This window comes from Streptomyces sp. CNZ287, assembly GCF_007827615.1.
Genome location: NZ_VISV01000010.1, coordinates 147,114 through 162,965, shown reverse-complemented (window position 1 = coordinate 162,965; position 15,852 = coordinate 147,114). Strand labels below are relative to the sequence as shown.

Annotated in this window: 15 protein-coding genes and 1 pseudogene; 10 read left to right on the top strand and 6 right to left on the bottom strand. The window is 73.5% G+C overall.

Annotated elements, in window-relative coordinates:
* Positions 1-19 precede the first annotated feature (19 nt).
* The 3 genes from FB457_RS19575 to FB457_RS19565 all read left to right on the top strand — a co-directional run bounded on the left by FB457_RS19575 (position 20) and on the right by FB457_RS19565 (position 1,895).
* The gene (locus tag FB457_RS19575) at positions 20-697 is read left to right on the top strand and encodes a class I SAM-dependent methyltransferase (RefSeq protein WP_047017177.1); all 678 of its coding nucleotides are present in this window, start codon (positions 20-22) and stop codon (positions 695-697) included.
* 126 nt (positions 698-823) lie between these two features.
* On the top strand, positions 824-1,342 hold the full coding sequence (locus tag FB457_RS19570) for a DinB family protein (protein WP_047017178.1): 519 nt from the start codon (positions 824-826) through the stop codon (positions 1,340-1,342).
* A gap of 142 nt (positions 1,343-1,484) precedes the next feature.
* Positions 1,485-1,895: a hypothetical protein gene (locus tag FB457_RS19565; RefSeq protein ID WP_052770382.1), complete on the top strand. Its 411-nt coding sequence runs from the start codon at positions 1,485-1,487 to the stop codon at positions 1,893-1,895.
* Here the strand turns inward: FB457_RS19565 and FB457_RS19560 are convergent.
* Together FB457_RS19560 and FB457_RS35700 are read right to left on the bottom strand one after the other, a co-directional pair.
* Positions 1,870-2,805, bottom strand: coding sequence for a polyprenyl synthetase family protein (locus FB457_RS19560; RefSeq protein ID WP_486589084.1), 936 nt, complete (start codon positions 2,803-2,805; stop codon positions 1,870-1,872). The two genes, FB457_RS19565 and FB457_RS19560, sit on opposite strands and share 26 nt — an antisense overlap.
* Before the next feature lie 138 nt (positions 2,806-2,943).
* Positions 2,944-3,879: pseudogene (locus FB457_RS35700) on the bottom strand (4-hydroxy-3-methylbut-2-enyl diphosphate reductase); the annotation flags it as partial.
* Between the two features lie 397 nt (positions 3,880-4,276).
* Here FB457_RS35700 and FB457_RS19555 point away from each other — a divergent pair.
* Both FB457_RS19555 and FB457_RS19550 read left to right on the top strand, forming a co-directional pair.
* Positions 4,277-5,191, top strand: coding sequence for an aromatic prenyltransferase (locus tag FB457_RS19555; RefSeq protein ID WP_052770383.1), 915 nt, complete (start codon positions 4,277-4,279; stop codon positions 5,189-5,191).
* A gap of 115 nt (positions 5,192-5,306) precedes the next feature.
* A complete protein-coding gene (locus FB457_RS19550) occupies positions 5,307-5,690 on the top strand; it encodes a peptidase inhibitor family I36 protein (RefSeq protein WP_047017179.1) in 384 nt (127 codons plus the stop codon).
* A gap of 73 nt (positions 5,691-5,763) precedes the next feature.
* On the opposite strand, the gene FB457_RS19545 is transcribed toward FB457_RS19550, so the two are convergent.
* A complete protein-coding gene (locus tag FB457_RS19545; protein ID WP_047017180.1) occupies positions 5,764-6,798 on the bottom strand; it encodes a LacI family DNA-binding transcriptional regulator in 1,035 nt (344 codons plus the stop codon).
* Positions 6,799-6,932: 134 nt separating this feature from the next.
* Between FB457_RS19545 and FB457_RS19540 the strand changes: the two genes are divergently transcribed.
* Positions 6,933-7,760 carry an endo alpha-1,4 polygalactosaminidase gene (locus FB457_RS19540; RefSeq protein WP_047017181.1) on the top strand — a complete coding sequence of 276 codons (828 nt, stop codon included), beginning with the start codon at positions 6,933-6,935 and terminating at the stop codon, positions 7,758-7,760.
* Here FB457_RS19540 and FB457_RS19535 read toward each other — a convergent pair.
* A complete protein-coding gene (locus FB457_RS19535; protein ID WP_145782588.1) occupies positions 7,739-9,256 on the bottom strand; it encodes an MFS transporter in 1,518 nt (505 codons plus the stop codon). The genes FB457_RS19540 and FB457_RS19535 overlap by 22 nt on opposite strands.
* Positions 9,257-9,335: 79 nt before the next feature.
* Here FB457_RS19535 and FB457_RS19530 point away from each other — a divergent pair, with 79 nt between their 5' ends.
* Both FB457_RS19530 and FB457_RS19525 read left to right on the top strand, forming a co-directional pair.
* Positions 9,336-10,157, top strand: a complete 822-nt coding sequence (locus FB457_RS19530; RefSeq protein ID WP_486589076.1) for a TetR/AcrR family transcriptional regulator C-terminal domain-containing protein — start codon at positions 9,336-9,338, stop codon at positions 10,155-10,157.
* A 61-nt stretch (positions 10,158-10,218) separates the two neighbouring features.
* Positions 10,219-11,232 (top strand): Rossmann-fold NAD(P)-binding domain-containing protein, encoded by a 1,014-nt coding sequence (locus tag FB457_RS19525; protein ID WP_047017183.1) that lies wholly within the window; start codon positions 10,219-10,221, stop codon positions 11,230-11,232.
* 115 nt (positions 11,233-11,347) lie between these two features.
* Here the strand turns inward: FB457_RS19525 and FB457_RS19520 are convergent, their stop codons facing one another.
* Positions 11,348-11,806 (bottom strand): Lrp/AsnC family transcriptional regulator, encoded by a 459-nt coding sequence (locus tag FB457_RS19520; RefSeq protein WP_078898368.1) that lies wholly within the window; start codon positions 11,804-11,806, stop codon positions 11,348-11,350.
* 62 nt (positions 11,807-11,868) lie between these two features.
* Here FB457_RS19520 and FB457_RS19515 point away from each other — a divergent pair, with 62 nt between their 5' ends.
* Together FB457_RS19515 and FB457_RS19510 are read left to right on the top strand one after the other, a co-directional pair.
* A complete protein-coding gene (locus FB457_RS19515) occupies positions 11,869-12,570 on the top strand; it encodes an AzlC family ABC transporter permease (protein WP_047017184.1) in 702 nt (233 codons plus the stop codon).
* Positions 12,563-12,898, top strand: a complete 336-nt coding sequence (locus FB457_RS19510; RefSeq protein WP_047017185.1) for a branched-chain amino acid transporter permease — start codon at positions 12,563-12,565, stop codon at positions 12,896-12,898. Before FB457_RS19515 ends, FB457_RS19510 begins: the two co-directional genes overlap by 8 nt.
* A gap of 158 nt (positions 12,899-13,056) precedes the next feature.
* On the opposite strand, the gene FB457_RS19505 is transcribed toward FB457_RS19510, so the two are convergent.
* Positions 13,057-15,798, bottom strand: a complete 2,742-nt coding sequence (locus FB457_RS19505) for an NPCBM/NEW2 domain-containing protein (RefSeq protein WP_047017186.1) — start codon at positions 15,796-15,798, stop codon at positions 13,057-13,059.
* Between the last annotated feature and the right edge of the window lie 54 nt (positions 15,799-15,852).

Sequence of the window (15,852 nt, the reverse complement as noted above, 5' to 3'; positions counted from 1 at the left end):
CCTGCCCTACCTTTACGGGATGCGCGCTGACACCCCCCGTATCGACCGCCCCGCAGACCTCGACGCCGTCCGCACGTCCTATGACCACGTGGCCGACAACTACGTGCAGTTGATGCGGACGACGGGAATGGGCGACATCCGCCGGTACCCCTGGCTGAAGGCCGCGGTCGACGTGTTCGCCGACGCCGTGGGCGACTCCGGCCCCGTCCTCGACGTCGGCTGCGGGCCGGGCCAGGTGACCGCGTACCTTGCCGAACGCGGCCTGGACGCCTCCGGCGTGGACCTCTCGCCCGGCATGATCGAGAACGCCCGCCGGCTGCACCCGCAGTGCCGCTTCAGCGTCTCCTCCGCGACCGACCTCGAACTCGCCGACGGGTCGCTGGGCGGCGTGCTGGGGTGGTGGTCGCTGTTCAACCTTCCGCGGGACGTCCTGCCGCAGGTGCTCGGTCTGTTCGCGCGGGCGCTGAAGCCGGGCGGGCACTTCCTCACCGGGACGCACGTGGGGGAGGGGGATCTGGTCCGGACGGAGGCGTACGGCAAGGAGGGCGTGCGCTGGACGACGCACAGGTGGCGGCCGGAGGAGTTCGTCGCCGTGATCGAGGGAGCGGGGCTGCGGCCGGTCGCGGAACTGCGGCTGCCGGCCGACGGGCAGACCGGTCCGGGGGTGGTGGTCATGGCGAAGAAGCCGGAGGCGTAGGCGGGGAGGGGGCGGGGGCCGGCCCTGCCGGTCCCTCGCGTGGCGGGGGCCGGTTCCCGCGGGGCCCGCCCGCGCCCCGCAGAAAACCCTGCGACACCCTGACCCCGCGCGCTAGCGTCCCCCACCATGTCTCATGTCTTCGAACGCCCTCCCCTCCTCGCCGACGAACACACCTCGCTCACCGGCTGGCTCGAACTCCAGCGCAGAATCCTGCGCTGGAAGTGCGAAGGACTGAGCGAGGCGGACGCGCACCGCTCCGTCGTCCCGACGTCGCCGCTCATGACCATGGCGGGGCTCCTCGTCCATATGCGCTGGACCGAGCACGCCTGGCTCGACGTCATCTTCCTCGGCGGGGACAGCTCGCGGAACCCGGCCTTCGACGAGTCCGCGGGGGAGGACGCGGACTGGTCCACCGCCGGCGTCACCCTCGCGCAGGCCGTCGCGGACTACGAGGCCCAGTGCGCGCGTAGCGACGAGATCATCGCCGCGGCCTCCCTGGACGACGTCGCCCGCCACCCCGGCTTCCCCCGGAAGCGCGCCAACCTCCGCTGGATCCTCACCCACCTCATCGAGGAGACCGGACGGCACGCGGGCCACGCGGACATCGTCCGCGAACTCGTCGACGGCACCAAGGGCTACTACTGACGACAGGCCGGAGGGAGCGGCATGGCGGCGTCACGGGCGCGCCTGACCCGGGACGGTCTGCGGGTGCGGATCGTCGTACAGAAGGTGCGGGTGGCGGGGACGGAGTACCGCGTGGTCCGGCCGGCCGAGCCGCTTATCCCGCGTGAAGGCGGAGGAGTTCTCCAAGGGCCGCATCGACCCCTACGGCGGGCGGGGCTTCTCGGAGGGCGTCCCCTCCATCTGCCTCACGCCGGAGCCGGGCGCGTTCGCCCGCCGTACCGAAGAGATCACCGTCTCCTGGAAGATCGAGGAGGACGACGAGGACCCGGCCGGCGCCGACACCGACGAGCCCGAGGGGACGTCCGCGTTCTTCACGCTCGAAGTCAGCGATCCCCGCTATCTGGAGCACTTCGCCAAGAACGCGTTCTTCCAGACCGCCTTCACCGGCCATCTCCCGGGCGCGTGGCCCCGCCCCGCCCGAGGTACGGGCCCGCGCCTTCGTCCCCGGCCGACCCGGGGGCGAGGGCGCGGTGTCCGTCCGTCGGTGATCAGGTCTCGCGGTAGGCGACCTTGACGGCCATCTCCTTCAGCCGCTCCCGCCAGCCCGGTGCCAGCGGGGCGTCCTCCAGGGCCTTGTGGGCCGTCGACACCAGGTCCTCGATGCGCTGTTCCACTTCCTCCCGCATCCCCGACGCCCGCAGCGCCTCGTGCAGGCGGTCCGCGTCCCAGTCGCCGCCGTCCGCGACCAGGCGCGCCACCTCCGCGTCCTTCGTCGCCGCGAGCGCGAGCAGCAGGTTCATCTTGTGCTGGCGGATGTCGAGGCCCGCCGGCTTGCCCGTCACCTCCGGGTCGCCGAAGGCGTCGAGGAGGTCGTCGCGGAGCTGGAACGCCTCGCCCGCCGCCACGCCGTACGCCTCGAAGGCGTCGTCCAGGTCGTCGCGGCCGGCGATGACCGCGCCCAGGGCCAGGGGCCGGTGGATCGTGTACTGGCCCGACTTGCAGACGGCGACGTAGCGTGCCAGCGCCGGGTCCGGGACGAGTTCGGCGGCCAGGGACATGTCGAGCTGCTGGCCGAAGATCATCTCGGTGCCGAGGTGGTTCCACACCCGGCGCGCCGGGCCCGACAGCGCCTCCACGGCCGTGTGGGCGTAGCCGTACGCCAGGTCGCCCGCGATGATCGCCGCGCCGTCGCCGTAGCGGCGGGGCTCGCCCGCCCAGCCCTGGTCGGCGTGGACGGCGGCGTGCCTCATGTGGACCGTGGGCCGGCCGCGGCGGGTCGGGGCGTTGTCCATGACGTCGTCGTGGATCAGGGCGAAGGCGTGCAGCAGCTCCAGCGCGGCGCCCGCCGAGACGACCGCGTCCTCTGCCTGCGAGCCGTCGAGCACGCCGCCGGCGGCGAGATAGCCGCTGATGCAGAACGTCGGCCGCAGCCGCTTGCCGCCCGCCGCGACCAGGTGGGCGATCGCGTCGATCGGCCGCGTCATCCGGGCGTCGACGTCGTCCCAGGTCTTGCGCTCCGCCGCCAGCAGGTCCTCGATCCGGGCGGAGACCCGGGTGAGGAGCTGTCCTGTGGCCGCGCCCGGGTCCGCGGCGGGCTCCGCCCCGTCCTTCTCGCCCGTCGTGCGCGTCAGGCCCGCAGGCGGCCGGAACACCACGTTCTCCTTCGCGGTCACGACCGCATCGACCTCCCCGTAGCCCAGTTCCGCGAGCCGTGCCACCACCTGTTCGACCAGCACCTCCGGCACGCTGGCGCCCGAGCTGACGCCGACCGTCTCCGCGCCCTCCAGCCAGGCCGGGTCGAGCGAGTCGACGGACGGGAGCAGCCGCGCCGGGGTGCCGGCGGTCTCGGCGACCTCGACCATCCGTACGCTGTTGCTGGAGTTCTCCGAGCCGACGACCAGCACGAAGTCGCTCTCGGCCGCGATGGCCTTGACGGCGTTCTGCCGGTTCTGGCTCGCGTAGCAGATGTCCTCGCTGCCCGCGCCCACGATCCCGGGGAAGCGCTCCCGCAGGATGTCGACGATCTCCGAGGTGTCGTCCACCGAGAGGGTCGTCTGGGTGAGGAACGCCGACCGCGTGCCCTCGGGCAGCTCGATCCGCCGCGCCTCTTCGGCGTCCTCCACGATGAGCGTACGGTCCGGCGCCTCGCCGTACGTGCCCTCGATCTCCTCGTGGTCCGCATGGCCGATCAGCAGCAGGGTCCGCTCGTCCCGCGCGAACCGCCGCGCCTCCTGGTGCACTTTCGACACCAGCGGGCAGGTCGCGTCGATCACGTTCAACTGCCGGTCCGCGGCGTTGCTGCGCACCTGCGGGGAGACGCCGTGCGCGGAGAAGATGCAGACCGCGCCCTCCGGCACCTCGTTCTCGGAGTCGACGAAGATCGCGCCGCGCTCCTCGAGTTCACGTACCACATGCTCGTTGTGCACGATCTGTTTGCGCACGTACACCGGTGCGCCGTGAATGTCCAGCGCACGCTCCACGATCTCGATTGCCCTGTCGACACCGGCGCAGAAGCCTCGGGGCTCGGCCAGGAGGACCCTGCCTCGGGGAGTTGGCATGTTCGCCTCTCGGTATTCTTCGTACATCTTCGAGGTCGACGCGGATGGGTCCCGTCCGTCGCCGGGAAATCCCCGTTCCGGCCATGGTGCCGTCAGCATCTGGTAGCTGCCTTGTGCGGCACTGGGGGCTGAGTTGGTGCCGACTTGGGCCTGCCGGACACCGCGGGTCCCGGTGCATAGTGCCGGCTACCGCCGCCGCCCGTGGCCGGCGCCAAGTGGACGCCAAGCGGATTCACAGTCCGGGCCCGTAGGCTCGGCGAAAATCGGGGGAGTGGAGCAGCAGGCGGCGGCCACGGTCTGGGGACACCCCCCGATGAATGCCGATGTGCCGACCTGGCTCCACCCAGTCCGACCAGGCCCCCCACGTAGTCACTCGTGATTGAAAGCGGAGGATTCCATGTCCGGGGCTAACGACGTCGAACGTGTCTATTCCGCCATGGAGGAAGCGGCCGGGCTCCTGGGTGTGCCCGTCGCACGGGAAAAGGTCCGGCCGGTCCTGACCGCGTACCAGGACGCGCTGGCGGACGCCGTCGTCGTCTTCTCGATGGCGGGCGGCCGCCGGGCGACGGAACTCGACTTCAGCATCTCGGTACCCACGGACCACGGCGACCCGTTCACCACGGCGCTGCAGCGCGGCCTTACCGAGAAGACCGGCCACCCCGTCGACAATCTCCTCGCGGAACTGCGCGAGGGATTTCCGCTCGGCATGTACGCCATCGACGGAATGGTCAGTACCGGATTCAAGAAGACGTACGCCTCCTTCCCGACCAACGAGCCGCAGCCGCTGGACGATCTGCTCGACGTGCCGTCGATGCCGGCCAGTGCGCGGGCGAACGCGAAGCTCTTCGCGAATTACGGGCTCGACAAGGTTCAGATGGTTTCCGTGGATTACCCGAAGCGGCAGGTGAACCTCTACTTCAGCGAGTTGAACACCGATTACCTGCAACCGGCGCAGGTGAAGGCGCTGGCCGCGGAGATGGGCCTGATCGAGCCGAGCGAGCTGGGGCTGGAGTTCGCCAAGGGATCGTTCGCGGTGTACCCGACGCTGAGCTACGACACCGACGCCAGCGACCGCCTCTGCCTGGCCGTCATCAGCTCCGACCCCACCCTGGCGCCGACGACGTCGGAGCCGGAGGTCACGCAGTTCTCGACGTACGCGAACAACGCCCCCTACGCGTACGCGGGCGAGAACCGCACCCTCGTCTACGGGCTCACGTTGACGCCCAAGGAGGAGTACTACAAGCTCGGTTCTTACTACCAGATCACGGACTATCAGCGGAAGCTGGTCAAGGCGTTCGAGGCCCTGGACTGAGACACTCCGGTAACCGGGCGGCGGCGACCCGCCGCCGCTCGCGCATGCTCCCCGCCGCCCCGGGTTGCCCGTGGGCGGCGGGGTGTTCGGGTTCTGCCCCCCACCGAGGAGAGAGATGACCAAGAAGCTCCACGCCGCCCTCGTCACCGCCGCGGCCGCCGCTGCCCTGCTGGCCGCCCCGGGCGCGTCCGCCCAGGCGGTGGCCGACGGCTACGACCGCTGTCCGGCCGACCACTACTGCCTCTTCTCCGGCCTGGACGGCACCGGCGACATCGTGGCACTCCAGGACGACACCCCGAACCTCGCCGCGGTCGGCATGGACGACCGCGCCAAGTCGGACTGGAACCGGACGGGGTACTGGATCAACCTGTGGTCCGACGCCGACTACACCGGCTGCATGGCGGTCACCAGCCCGGGCGGCAAGGGCAATTTCTTCTCCTCGTTCCGGGACTTCTTCAGCTCGGTCGAGATCGACGAGCCCAACGGCATGTCCTGCTGACGACGCCGGTACGCGCCGCACGCGCGCTACGCCCCGCGCCGGGAACCCGCCCGGCGCGGTGGTGCGCGCCGGTTCACTCCGGCCCGTAGCGGATGACGTGTGTCGGCAGGACGGTGCGCCGCGGCGGCCAGGAGGCGGTGGGGCCGCCGTTGATGCGGTCGATGAGGAGCCGTGCGGCCTGCCGGCCCATCTCGTCCGCGTCGTACGACACGATGGTCAGCGGCATCCCGAGGACGTCGGCGAGGTCGAAGTCGTCGAACCCGGCGAGCACGACCGGCAGTTCGAGGGCGCGGACCGCGCGGATGGCGCCCTGGGTGAGGCGGTTGTTGGTGCAGAAGAGCGCCGTGGGCGCGGTGCCGGATCCGGGCGCGCCGCCCGGGGCCAGCAGCTCCCGCGCCGCCCGCTCCGCCGTCGCCACGTCCGTCAGCCCGCGCCGGACGAGCCCGTCGTCCGGCTCCAGACCGGCCGCCTCGTGGGCGGCGCGGTAGCCGCGGAATCGCTCGGCGCCGGTGTGGATGGCCGGCGGGTTGCCGAGGAAGCCGATCCGGCGGTGGCCCGCGGCGAGCAGCCGGGCGGTGGCGTCCCGGGCACCGCCGAAGTCGTCGACGAGGACGCAGTCCGCCTCCAAGCCGGACGGCGGCCGGGAGACCAGCACCACCGGCATGTCCCGCAGCGCCGCGGGCGTGAGATGGCTGTGGCTGCCGCCCGCCGGGACCACGATCATGCCCGCGACCTGCCGCGACGCCAGATCCTCCACCAGCCCGCGCTCGCGGTCCAGGTGTTCGCCCGTGTTGCCGAGGAGCATGCTCAGCCCGTGCTCCGAGGCGACTTCCTGGACGCCGAGCGCGAGCCGCGAGTAGAACGGGTTGGCGAGGTTGGTGACGATCAGCCCGATCATGCCGCTGCCGCCGAGACGCAGGCTGCGCGCGGTCGCGTTGAGCCGGTAGCCGAGGGCGTCGACGGCGGCCAGGACGCGGCGCCGGGTCTCCTCGCTGACCCGGGCGTCGTCCTTCAGCACCCGCGAGACCGTCATGGTACTGACCCCGGCGCGGTGGGCTACGTCACGCATCGTCGGTGCCCCGGCGTCGCCCGGTCGCTGCTGGGACATGCCCGATTCCTCCGCCCGCTCCGCCCCGGTGTCCGCGGGCAGTCGGGGCCGCGAACCCGCCAATTCTAGGGAGGCGCCGCGGAGGTGGCGGCAGGGCCCGCCCGGGCCGTCGGCGTCCGCGCGATAGTGGCGGGGTGACCCGTGTACGCACCCGCCGTGCCGGCGCCGCCCTCGCCGGCGCCGCCGTCGTGGCCGCCGCCCTCCTCGTGGCCCTGGTCGTCGTCCCCCGGGACGACGGCGACGGGGCGCGGGAGCCCGTGCTGCCCCCGCCGGGCGCCGGGGTCGACTACCAGATCGGCGGCGCGTACGACCCGCCCCCGGGCGTGGAGGTCGTGGTCCGCGACCGCGGCGACGCCCCCGCCCCCGGCGCGTACAACGTCTGCTACGTCAACGCCTTCCAGGCCCAGCCGGGGGCCGAGGACCGGTGGGACACCGACCTGCTGCTGCGCGACGCGGCCGGCGAGGTCGTCTACGACGAGGACTGGGGCGAGGCCGTCCTCGACCTGCGCACCGCGGGCAAGCGCGAGCGCATCGCGGCGAAGGTCGGCCGGTGGATCGACGGCTGCGCCGAGCGGGGCTACCAGGCCGTCGAGCCCGACAACCTGGACACGTACACCCGCTTCCCGCGCCTGCTGACGGCCGGCGACGCCCGCGCGTACGCCGCGCTCCTCGCCGACCGCGCGCACGCGCGCGGGCTGGCCGTCGCGCAGAAGAACACCGCGGAGCTGGCCCCCGACCGGGCGCGTACCGGGCTGGACTTCGCGGTCGCGGAGGAGTGCGGCGAGTACGACGAATGCGCCGCCTACTCCGCGGCGTTCGACGACCGGGTGCTGGTCGTCGAGTACACGCCGGACGGGCTCGCGGCGGCCTGCGGCCGGTGGGCCGACCGCCTGAGCATCGTCCGCCGCGACCGCGCGGTCTCCCCCGAGGGCGCCGCGGGCTACGTCCGCGAGACCTGCTGAGCGACGGCCGCCTCCGGCTCCGCGGCGGCGTGTCCGGGCTCGCGCTCCGGCCCGGCCCCCGGCTCGCGCTCCGGGCGCGGCGTCGTCAGCAGCGACGTCAGGCACGCCGCGCCCAGCAGCACCGCCGCCCCCACCGTCAGCGCCGTCGTGTACCCGTGCACCGTGGCCGCCGCCGCCGTGGTGCCGCCCGCCGACGTGAGGTGCGCGGCGGCGGCGCTCGCGGCGAGGGTGTTGAGCAGCGCCGTGCCCAGCGCGGCGCCCAACTGCTGGGACGCGTTGTACGCCGCCGAGGCCGCGCCGATCTCGTGCGGCCGCATGTGCGCGGTGGCCAGCGCCGCCGTCGGCGGCATGACGCAGCCGAGGCCGAGGCCGGTGAGCACCAGCGCCGGTACGAGGTACGCCCCCAGCACCGCCGAGGTCTCCGCCGTCAGCCGGGTGAGGATCAGCATGCCGAGCGCCGCCGCGACCAGCCCCGGCACGATCAGCGCCGCGGGCGCGACCCGCCCGTGCAGCCGCCCGGCGATGAGCATGGAGCCGGCGAGCGCGGCGGCGGCGTTCACGATGAGCGTGAGCCCCGACTCCACGGGCGAGTAGCCGAGGACCGTCTGCGTGTAGTAGCTCATGAACAGGTAGAAGCCGAACATCGCGACGAACATCAGCGTGATCGCCGCGAACGCCCCGCCCCGTGCGCGGTGCAGCAGGACGCGCATCGGCAGCAGGGGATGCGGCGCCCGCAGCTCGACGGCGACGAACGCCGCCAGCAGCAGCACCCCGGCGCCGAGCAGCGCGAGCACCTTCGGGTCGCCCCAGCCGTGCGGTTCGGCATCGCTGAAGGCGTAGACGAGGGCGGCGAAGCCGGTGGTGCTGAGCAGCACGCCCGGCACGTCGAGCCGCCCCCCGGTGCGCAGCGGCGGGGCGTGCGGCACGAACGCGGTGCCGAGGGCGGCGAGGAGCGCGACGGGCACGTTGACGTAGAGGCACCAGCGCCAGCCCGCGTACTGCGTCAGCAGCCCGCCGGCGATCAGCCCGACCGCCGCGCCAGCCGCGCCGACCGCGGCGAACACCCCGAAGGCGCGCCCGCGTTCACGTGGCCCGGTGTACGCCGTCGTCAGCAGCGACAGCCCCGCGGGCGCGAGGAGCGCGGCGAAGACGCCCTGGAGCGCGCGGGCGCCGAACAGCATCCCCGGCCCGGTCGCGGCGCCGCCGAGGGCGGAGGCGGCGGCGAAGCCGACGAGGCCGGCGGCGAACGCGCGGCGGTGGCCGAGGAGTCCGCTGACCCGGCCGCCGATCAGCAGCAGGCCGCCGAAGGCGAGCGCGTACGCGGTGACGGCCCACTGGCGGTTCGCGTCGGTCATGCCCAGCGACTGCTGGGCGGAGGGCAGGGCGATGTTCACGATCGTGCTGTCCAGCACGACGAGCAACTGGGCCGTGCTGACGGCCAGCAGGGTCCACCAGCGGCGCCGGCCCCCGGCGCGTGCGTGCGTCTCATCCGGCACGGGATCCCTCATTCTCTAACGACGTATGAGTTCCCTAACAGTGTTAGGGAGCACCGCACACCGTACTACACTGGGCCGGGTGGGCAGCGAGAGGAAGCCGCGTGACCAGCGGAAACGTGGCGCAGGAGGCGAAGCGCAGAGCATCTGGCTGCGCCCCGGGCGGACGTCGGCCAGGGGAGAGCCGCCGCTGACCCGGGCCCGGATCGGGACCGCGGCCGTCGCGCTGCTGGACGAGGACGGCATCGACCGGCTCACCATGCGCCGCCTCGCCGACCGGCTCGCGGTCGTCGCGCCCTCCCTGTACTGGCACGTCGACACCAAGGACGACGTCATCGACCTCGCGGTGGACGCGATCTTCGGCGAGGTGGAGCCGCCGGCGGCCGGGGCGGCGGCCCCCGATACCGACTGGCGTGAGGGCGTCGCCGCCGTGCTCGGCACCTGGCGCGCCGTGCTGCTGCGCCACCCCTGGTCCGCCGCCGTCCCGGCCCGCCGCAAGCCCGGCATCGGCCCCCACTTCCTCGCCTGGATGGAGGTGTTGCAGGCCACGCTCGTACGGGCCGGCTTCACCGGCCGCGACCTCCTCGCCGCCACCTGGGCGCTGCACAACCACGTTCTCGGCTCCGCCTCCACGCAGGTGGCGCTGGACGTGACGGGCGAGGAGCGGGACAGCGCGCAGGAGCGGGTGCGCGCCGCGGCCGACCGCTACCCGACGCTCGCCGCCAGCGACTACCTCCGCGACGACGACTGGAACGGCACCTTCGCCGCCGGGCTGGACTTCATCCTCGACGGCCTGGAGGCGCGGCTCGCGCGGACGGCGGCGGGCACGGCGGGGGCGCCGGGTAGCGCGGGGGCGCGGGGCGGTCCGGGCACGGGGCGCGGGGGCGTAGCGCGTTCGCGGTGACCGGCTCTGCTGTCGGCGTAGCGATGCTGTGCCGGGGCGGGATGGGTGCTTGGGTGCGGGGATGGACATTCTCGTGCTGGGCGGTACGGCCTGGGTGGGCCGTGAGGTGTCGCGGCTGGCGCTCGCGCGCGGGCACCGGGTGACGTGTCTCGCACGCGGCGAGAGCGGCGGGGTGGCGGACGGCGCGGAGCTGGTGGCCGCCGACCGGCGGGACCCCGGCGCGTACGACGCGCTGCCGGCCCGTACCGCGGACCGCCCCTGGGACGCCGTGGTCGAGGTGTCGTGGCAGCCCGGCTTCGTCCGCGGCGCCCTCGCCGCGCTCGCGGACGTCGCCCGGCACTGGACCTACGTCTCCTCCGGCAACGTCTACGCCACCCACCACCGGCCCGGGGCCGACGAGTCCGCGCCGCTGATGGAGCCCACCGACCGCGACGAGGTCGACCGCGAGCTGTACGGCGAGGCCAAGTCGGCCTGCGAACAGGCCACCCGGGCGGCGGTCGGCGGCGACCGGCTCGTCATCGCCCGCGCCGGCCTCATCGGCGGCCCCGGCGACCACACGGGCCGTACGGGCTACTGGGTCGCCCGCGCCGCCCGCGACCCCGAGTCCCCGATGCTGGTGCCCGCGGGGCCGCATCTGTCGACGCAGGTCGTGGACGTCCGCGATCTCGTCGCCTGGCTGCTCGACAACGCGGACTCCGGCCGCACCGGCACGTACGACACGGTCGGCCCGGTCGTCTCGCTCGACGACTGGATCCGGCTCTCGCGGGAGGTCGGCGGGCACACGGGGCCGGTGGCCGCGGCCGGTTCGGCGTGGCTGCGGGGGCAGGGTGTGGAGCAGTTCATGGGGGCGGAGTCGCTGGCGATGTGGCTGGACGAGCCGGGCTGGGAGGGCTTCACGTCGCGCAGCGGCGCCGCGGCGGTGGCGGCGGGGCTGACGCACAGGCCGCGCGCACAACTGCTGGCGGACACGCTGGCGTGGGAGCGGGAGCAGGGGCTCCACCGGCCGCGGCGGGCGGGGCTGAGCCCGGCCCGGGAGCGCGAACTGCTGGCGGCGCTGGCGGAGGCGGAGGCGTAGGGGCCGCTCCGGGTCAGTGCTGCCCGCCTGGCAAGAGATCCCACGAATTGAATGCGATTTCCCCGCCTGCTGCATGTCAGGCCGTTTATCTGACGAGATCGCACGCGCCGGTAAATCAGTCCACGACCTTGATCTTCTTCATCGTGGGCTGCGAGATGACCCGGGCGACGCCCGGGATCCCGATGATCTTCCCGGTCTGGAACCGCTCGTACGCCGCGTAGTCCGCGACCAGCACCCGCAGGAAGTAGTCCGGCGTGCCGAACACCCGCCGGAACTCCACCACCTCGTCGTACGCGCCGATCGTCGCCTCCAGTCCGGCGAGGGTGTCGAGGTCGCTCACCGACACCTCGATCGACACGATCACTTCGAGCCCGCGCCCCGCCGCCTCCTCGTCCACCCGCGCCCGGTACCCCGTGATGATCCCGGCCTCCTCCAGCCGCTTCACCCGCCGCAGGCAGGGCGGCGGCGTCAGCCCGACGCGGCGGGCCAGCTCGACGTTCGTCAGCCGGCCGTCCCGCTGGAGCTGACGCAGAATTTCACGATCAAGCTCGTCAAGTTTTCGTTCATTGCTCATCGCGCCAGACTAGCGCCATAATCCGCAACCATATGAGCCGCGGAAGTTTCTAGGATCGGCACATGCCGCACCAGCTACGCGCCGATCTCTCCCGGGCGCTCGCCGACTCCGGGTCCGTCGGGCTCGGCGCCTTCCCCATGGGCGTCGCGTTCGGCGTCCTCGTCGTCCACTCGGGCCTCGACTGGTGGTGGGCGAGCGTCTTCTCGGGCCTGATCTACGCCGGTTCGCTGGAGTTCCTCTTCCTCGGCCTGGTGCTGGCCGCCGCGCCGCTGGGGCAGATCGCGCTGACGGCGTTCACGGTCAACTTCCGGCACGTCTTCTACGCCCTGTCCTTCCCCCTGCACCGCGTCCGCGGCCGCGCGGCCAGGGCGTACAGCACCTTCGCGCTCTCCGACGAGGCGTACGCCGTCACCGCGCACCCCGCCGCGCAGTCCTACCCGGGGCGCCGCGTGCTGTGGCTCCAGGTCTTCATCCACCTCTACTGGGCCGGCGGCGCCACCACCGGCGCCCTGCTCGGCGCCGCCGTCCCCGCGGGCGTCGAGGGCCTGGACTTCGCCGTCACCGCGCTCTTCACCGTGCTGGCCCTCGACGCGCTCCGCGACCGGCCCGGGCTCGCCGTGCCCGCGCTGGCGCTGTGCTGCGCGCTGACGGCGCGGTTCGCGGTGCCGGGCGGGCAGCTCTTCGCCGCGTTCGTGCTCTTCGCCGCCGCGCTCCTCGCCCGCTACGCCGCCGTACGGCGGCGGGAGGCGGGCGCACGTGCCTGACACCCCCGCCGCCGGATACCTGCTCGCCGCCGTCGCGGTCGCCGTCGCCGTCACCTGGGCGCTGCGCGCGCTGCCGTTCGCCGCGCTGGCGCCGCTGCGGTCCAGCCCGCTCGTGGCGTACCTCGACGCGGCGATGCCCGTGGGCGTCATGGTCATCCTCGCCGCCTACACCCTGCGCCACCTCGCGCCGCGCGACCCCGGGGCGGCGTGGCCGACGGTGCTCGCGCTGGCCGCCACCGTGGCCGTCCACCTGTGGCGGCGGAACGTGCTGCTGTCGATACTCGGCGGCACGGCGGTCCATGTGGTGCTCGCCAGCGCGGTGTTCTGAGCACCTCCGACCTCTGTGCCTGCCTTGTCCCGGTGAGTGCGGGATCGCCGGGGAAAAGTGGATTGCTCTCGACTCCCGTGCGGGGAATGGGCTTTGCGGCCGGCACATGCCGCGGCCCGGCGGACGAATCCGCCGGGCCGCGAGGGGGGTGGTGCCGCTCAGCCGCAGGTGACCTTCGGGTCGGCCCAGTCCGCGTGGTCGTAGCTGATGCCGTCGCCGCCGTCCGCCACCTCCAGGGTGAGGAGGTCGACGCCGGTCACGTCGGCCGTCACGGACTGCGCGGCGTCCGTGCCGCGCAGGGTGCCGGTCGCCGTCAGCTCGGTGCCGTCGCCGAGGACCCGGAAGCTCACCGAGCCGCGGTCGCCGACCTCGTCGTCCACGCCGACCTGCGCGGCGAAGGAGGTGCACGCGCCGCCGAGGTAGACCGTCACGCGGGACGGCGCGTGAGCGCCGAGGCCCTTGGCGTACGTCGTGCCGCCGATGGTGAGCGGCGCGCCGTCACCGGCGCCGTCGTCACCGACGCTGGTGTCGATCTCGACCGGGCCCCAGCCGTTCGACGCCGTGAGCAGGTGCAGGTCGCCCACGTGCGCCTCGCCCTGTGGCACCGGCGGGGCGACCAGCACCCGCACGGCCCGCTCGACGTGCACCCGGGGCTCCGCGGGGCCCGCCCCCGGCGCGCTGTACTCCGCGACGACGGGCACGTCCACGTACCCCGGCTCCGCCGACTCCGGGACGCGTACCGTCCAGCTTCCCGACACCGCCTGCCCCGGCCGGAGCGCCGGGCGCGCCACGTCCTCGCCCGCCGCCGTCCAGCCGGCCCGCGGCCGGGCGCCGAGGGTGACGTTCCGCAGCGTCGCGGACTCCCCGTCGGCGGCGGCGAAGCGGCCGGTGACCTCGATCTCGTCGCCGGACGACACGGTCGCCGAGCCGGGAGTGATCGCGAGCCCGGTCGCCGGCGTGGTCCGTACCGGCTCGTCGCACGTCGACCGGCCGTTCTCGGCGGCGCAGACGACCGCCACGAACCCGCCGTTCTCCGCCACCGGCACGGTCAGCCGGGCGTCGCCGCCGACCCTGCGGGTCTCGCGGGCCAGCCCGTCCGCGCCGTCCGTCACCAGCTCCACCAGCAGCCGCTCGCCGTCGTCCGCGCCGAGCCGGCCGAGGTCCACCTCGGCGGTACCGGCCGCGCCCGCGTGGATGCCGCCGACGAACCAGCGGTCGCCGGCGCGGCGCGCCAGCACCGCGTCGTCGCCCGGCCGCCCGCCGAGGTAGCGGGTCTCGTCCCACACCGTGGGCAGTTGGTCGAGCACGCGCTCGGCCTCGGGCAGCGTGGCGTACGTCTCCGGGCTGTCCGCGGGGTGCTGGAGCCCGGACTCGTAGACGACGGGCAGCGCCAGCTCGTGCGCGTCGCTGTGCGTCCTGTTGGTCATGGAGAAGGTGCCGGGCGTGACGTCGGCGGAGCCGACGACGTTCCGGGTGAACGGCAGCATCGTGTTGTACGTGGGCGTGAGCGGCTGGTTGAAGGAGTAGTACTCGTGCCCGCGCACCGCCTCGTACGTCATCAGGTGCGGCCAGGTGCGCTGGAGGCCCTTCGGCAGCGTCGCGCCGTGGAAGTTGACGAGCAGCCTGTGCTCGGCGGTGGCGGCGAGCACGTCCTCGTACCAGGCGTGCCTGCCGACGCCCTCGGGCTCGCCCCCGCCGGAGTTCATGAAGTCGACCTTGACGCCCTTGACGCCCCAGTCGTTCAGCTCGCCGAAGACGGTCTCCATCTCCTGTGGGGTGTCGACCTCCCACCAGCGGAACCAGAGCAGGATGTCGACGCCCTTGGTGCGCGCGTACCGCACCAGCTCCGGCACCCACTCGCGGCTCCAGCCCTCGTCGACCAGCGTGTACTCCCAGCCGTGCGCGGCCGCGTAGTCGACGTAGTCCTTCTGCCGCTCGAAGTCCCGCGGACTGTCGTGCTCGACGAGCCAGGACCAGGAGACGGTGCCGGGCCGGATCCAGGAGGTGTCGGAGAACTCGGCGTCCGGCGCGAGGTCGCTGACGAGCGTCGACTCGGTGACGGTCGCCAGGTCCCCGACGATCGCCGTACGCCACGGGGTCGCCAGGTCGCCGGGGGAGACGACCTCGGCCTCGGCGAGCGCCACGTCGTACGCGCCGCCGCCGGCATGCGCGAGCTTGCTGCCGGGGTACGTGGAGTCCATGCCGGACTCGGTGAGCAGCACGTAGTCGTCGGCGGCGACCTCGAAGAGCGCGGGGTAGCCGTAGTCGTCCGCGGCGGCGCCGCCCGCGGTGGTCTCGCCGCGTACCTCCTCGTACCAGGAGGTGTGCGGCAGCAGCCAGGCGGGGGCGTCGGCGGGCAGCCGGTAGCCGCTGGCCTCGCCGGTGACGACGGTGCCCTCGGAGTCGGGCAGTTCGTAGCGGAAGGCGACGCCGTCGCGGGCGACGCGGACGACGAGGTCCATGCGCACGCCGCCGTCGCCGCGCAGCGCGAAGCGGGACTCCGTCATGGGGGAGTCCACGCGGCGCTGCTTGCCGGTGGTCATCTCGTACCGCTCGCGCAGGCTGCGGTCGTCGCGGCCGAGGACGTCGAGCCCGCGGGTGAGGTCGGCGCCCTTGGTGCGCAGGCCCAGCGGGGAGTCGGGGAGGACTTCGTCCCCGCCCCGGCGGACGGTGAGCGTGAGGGCGCCGGTCGCGTCGTCGCGGACGACGTCGGCGGCGAGTTGATCGTTGTTGCCTTGTGGTGGGGCCACGGTCCAGACATCGGAGGTCGTGGCGGTAGGGGTCGGGGAGTCGGGGACGGGCGTCGCCGCGGCGGGTGACAGCCAGGCGGTGGCCAGGACAGTGAACGCGGTCAGCATGGTGCCGGCCGGCCGCCGTCCCAGCGGGCCGAAGAGGGGCACGGGTGCTCCTTACACATCGGATGAGCAGGAGGAACCGATGAACTGACGTGTTGC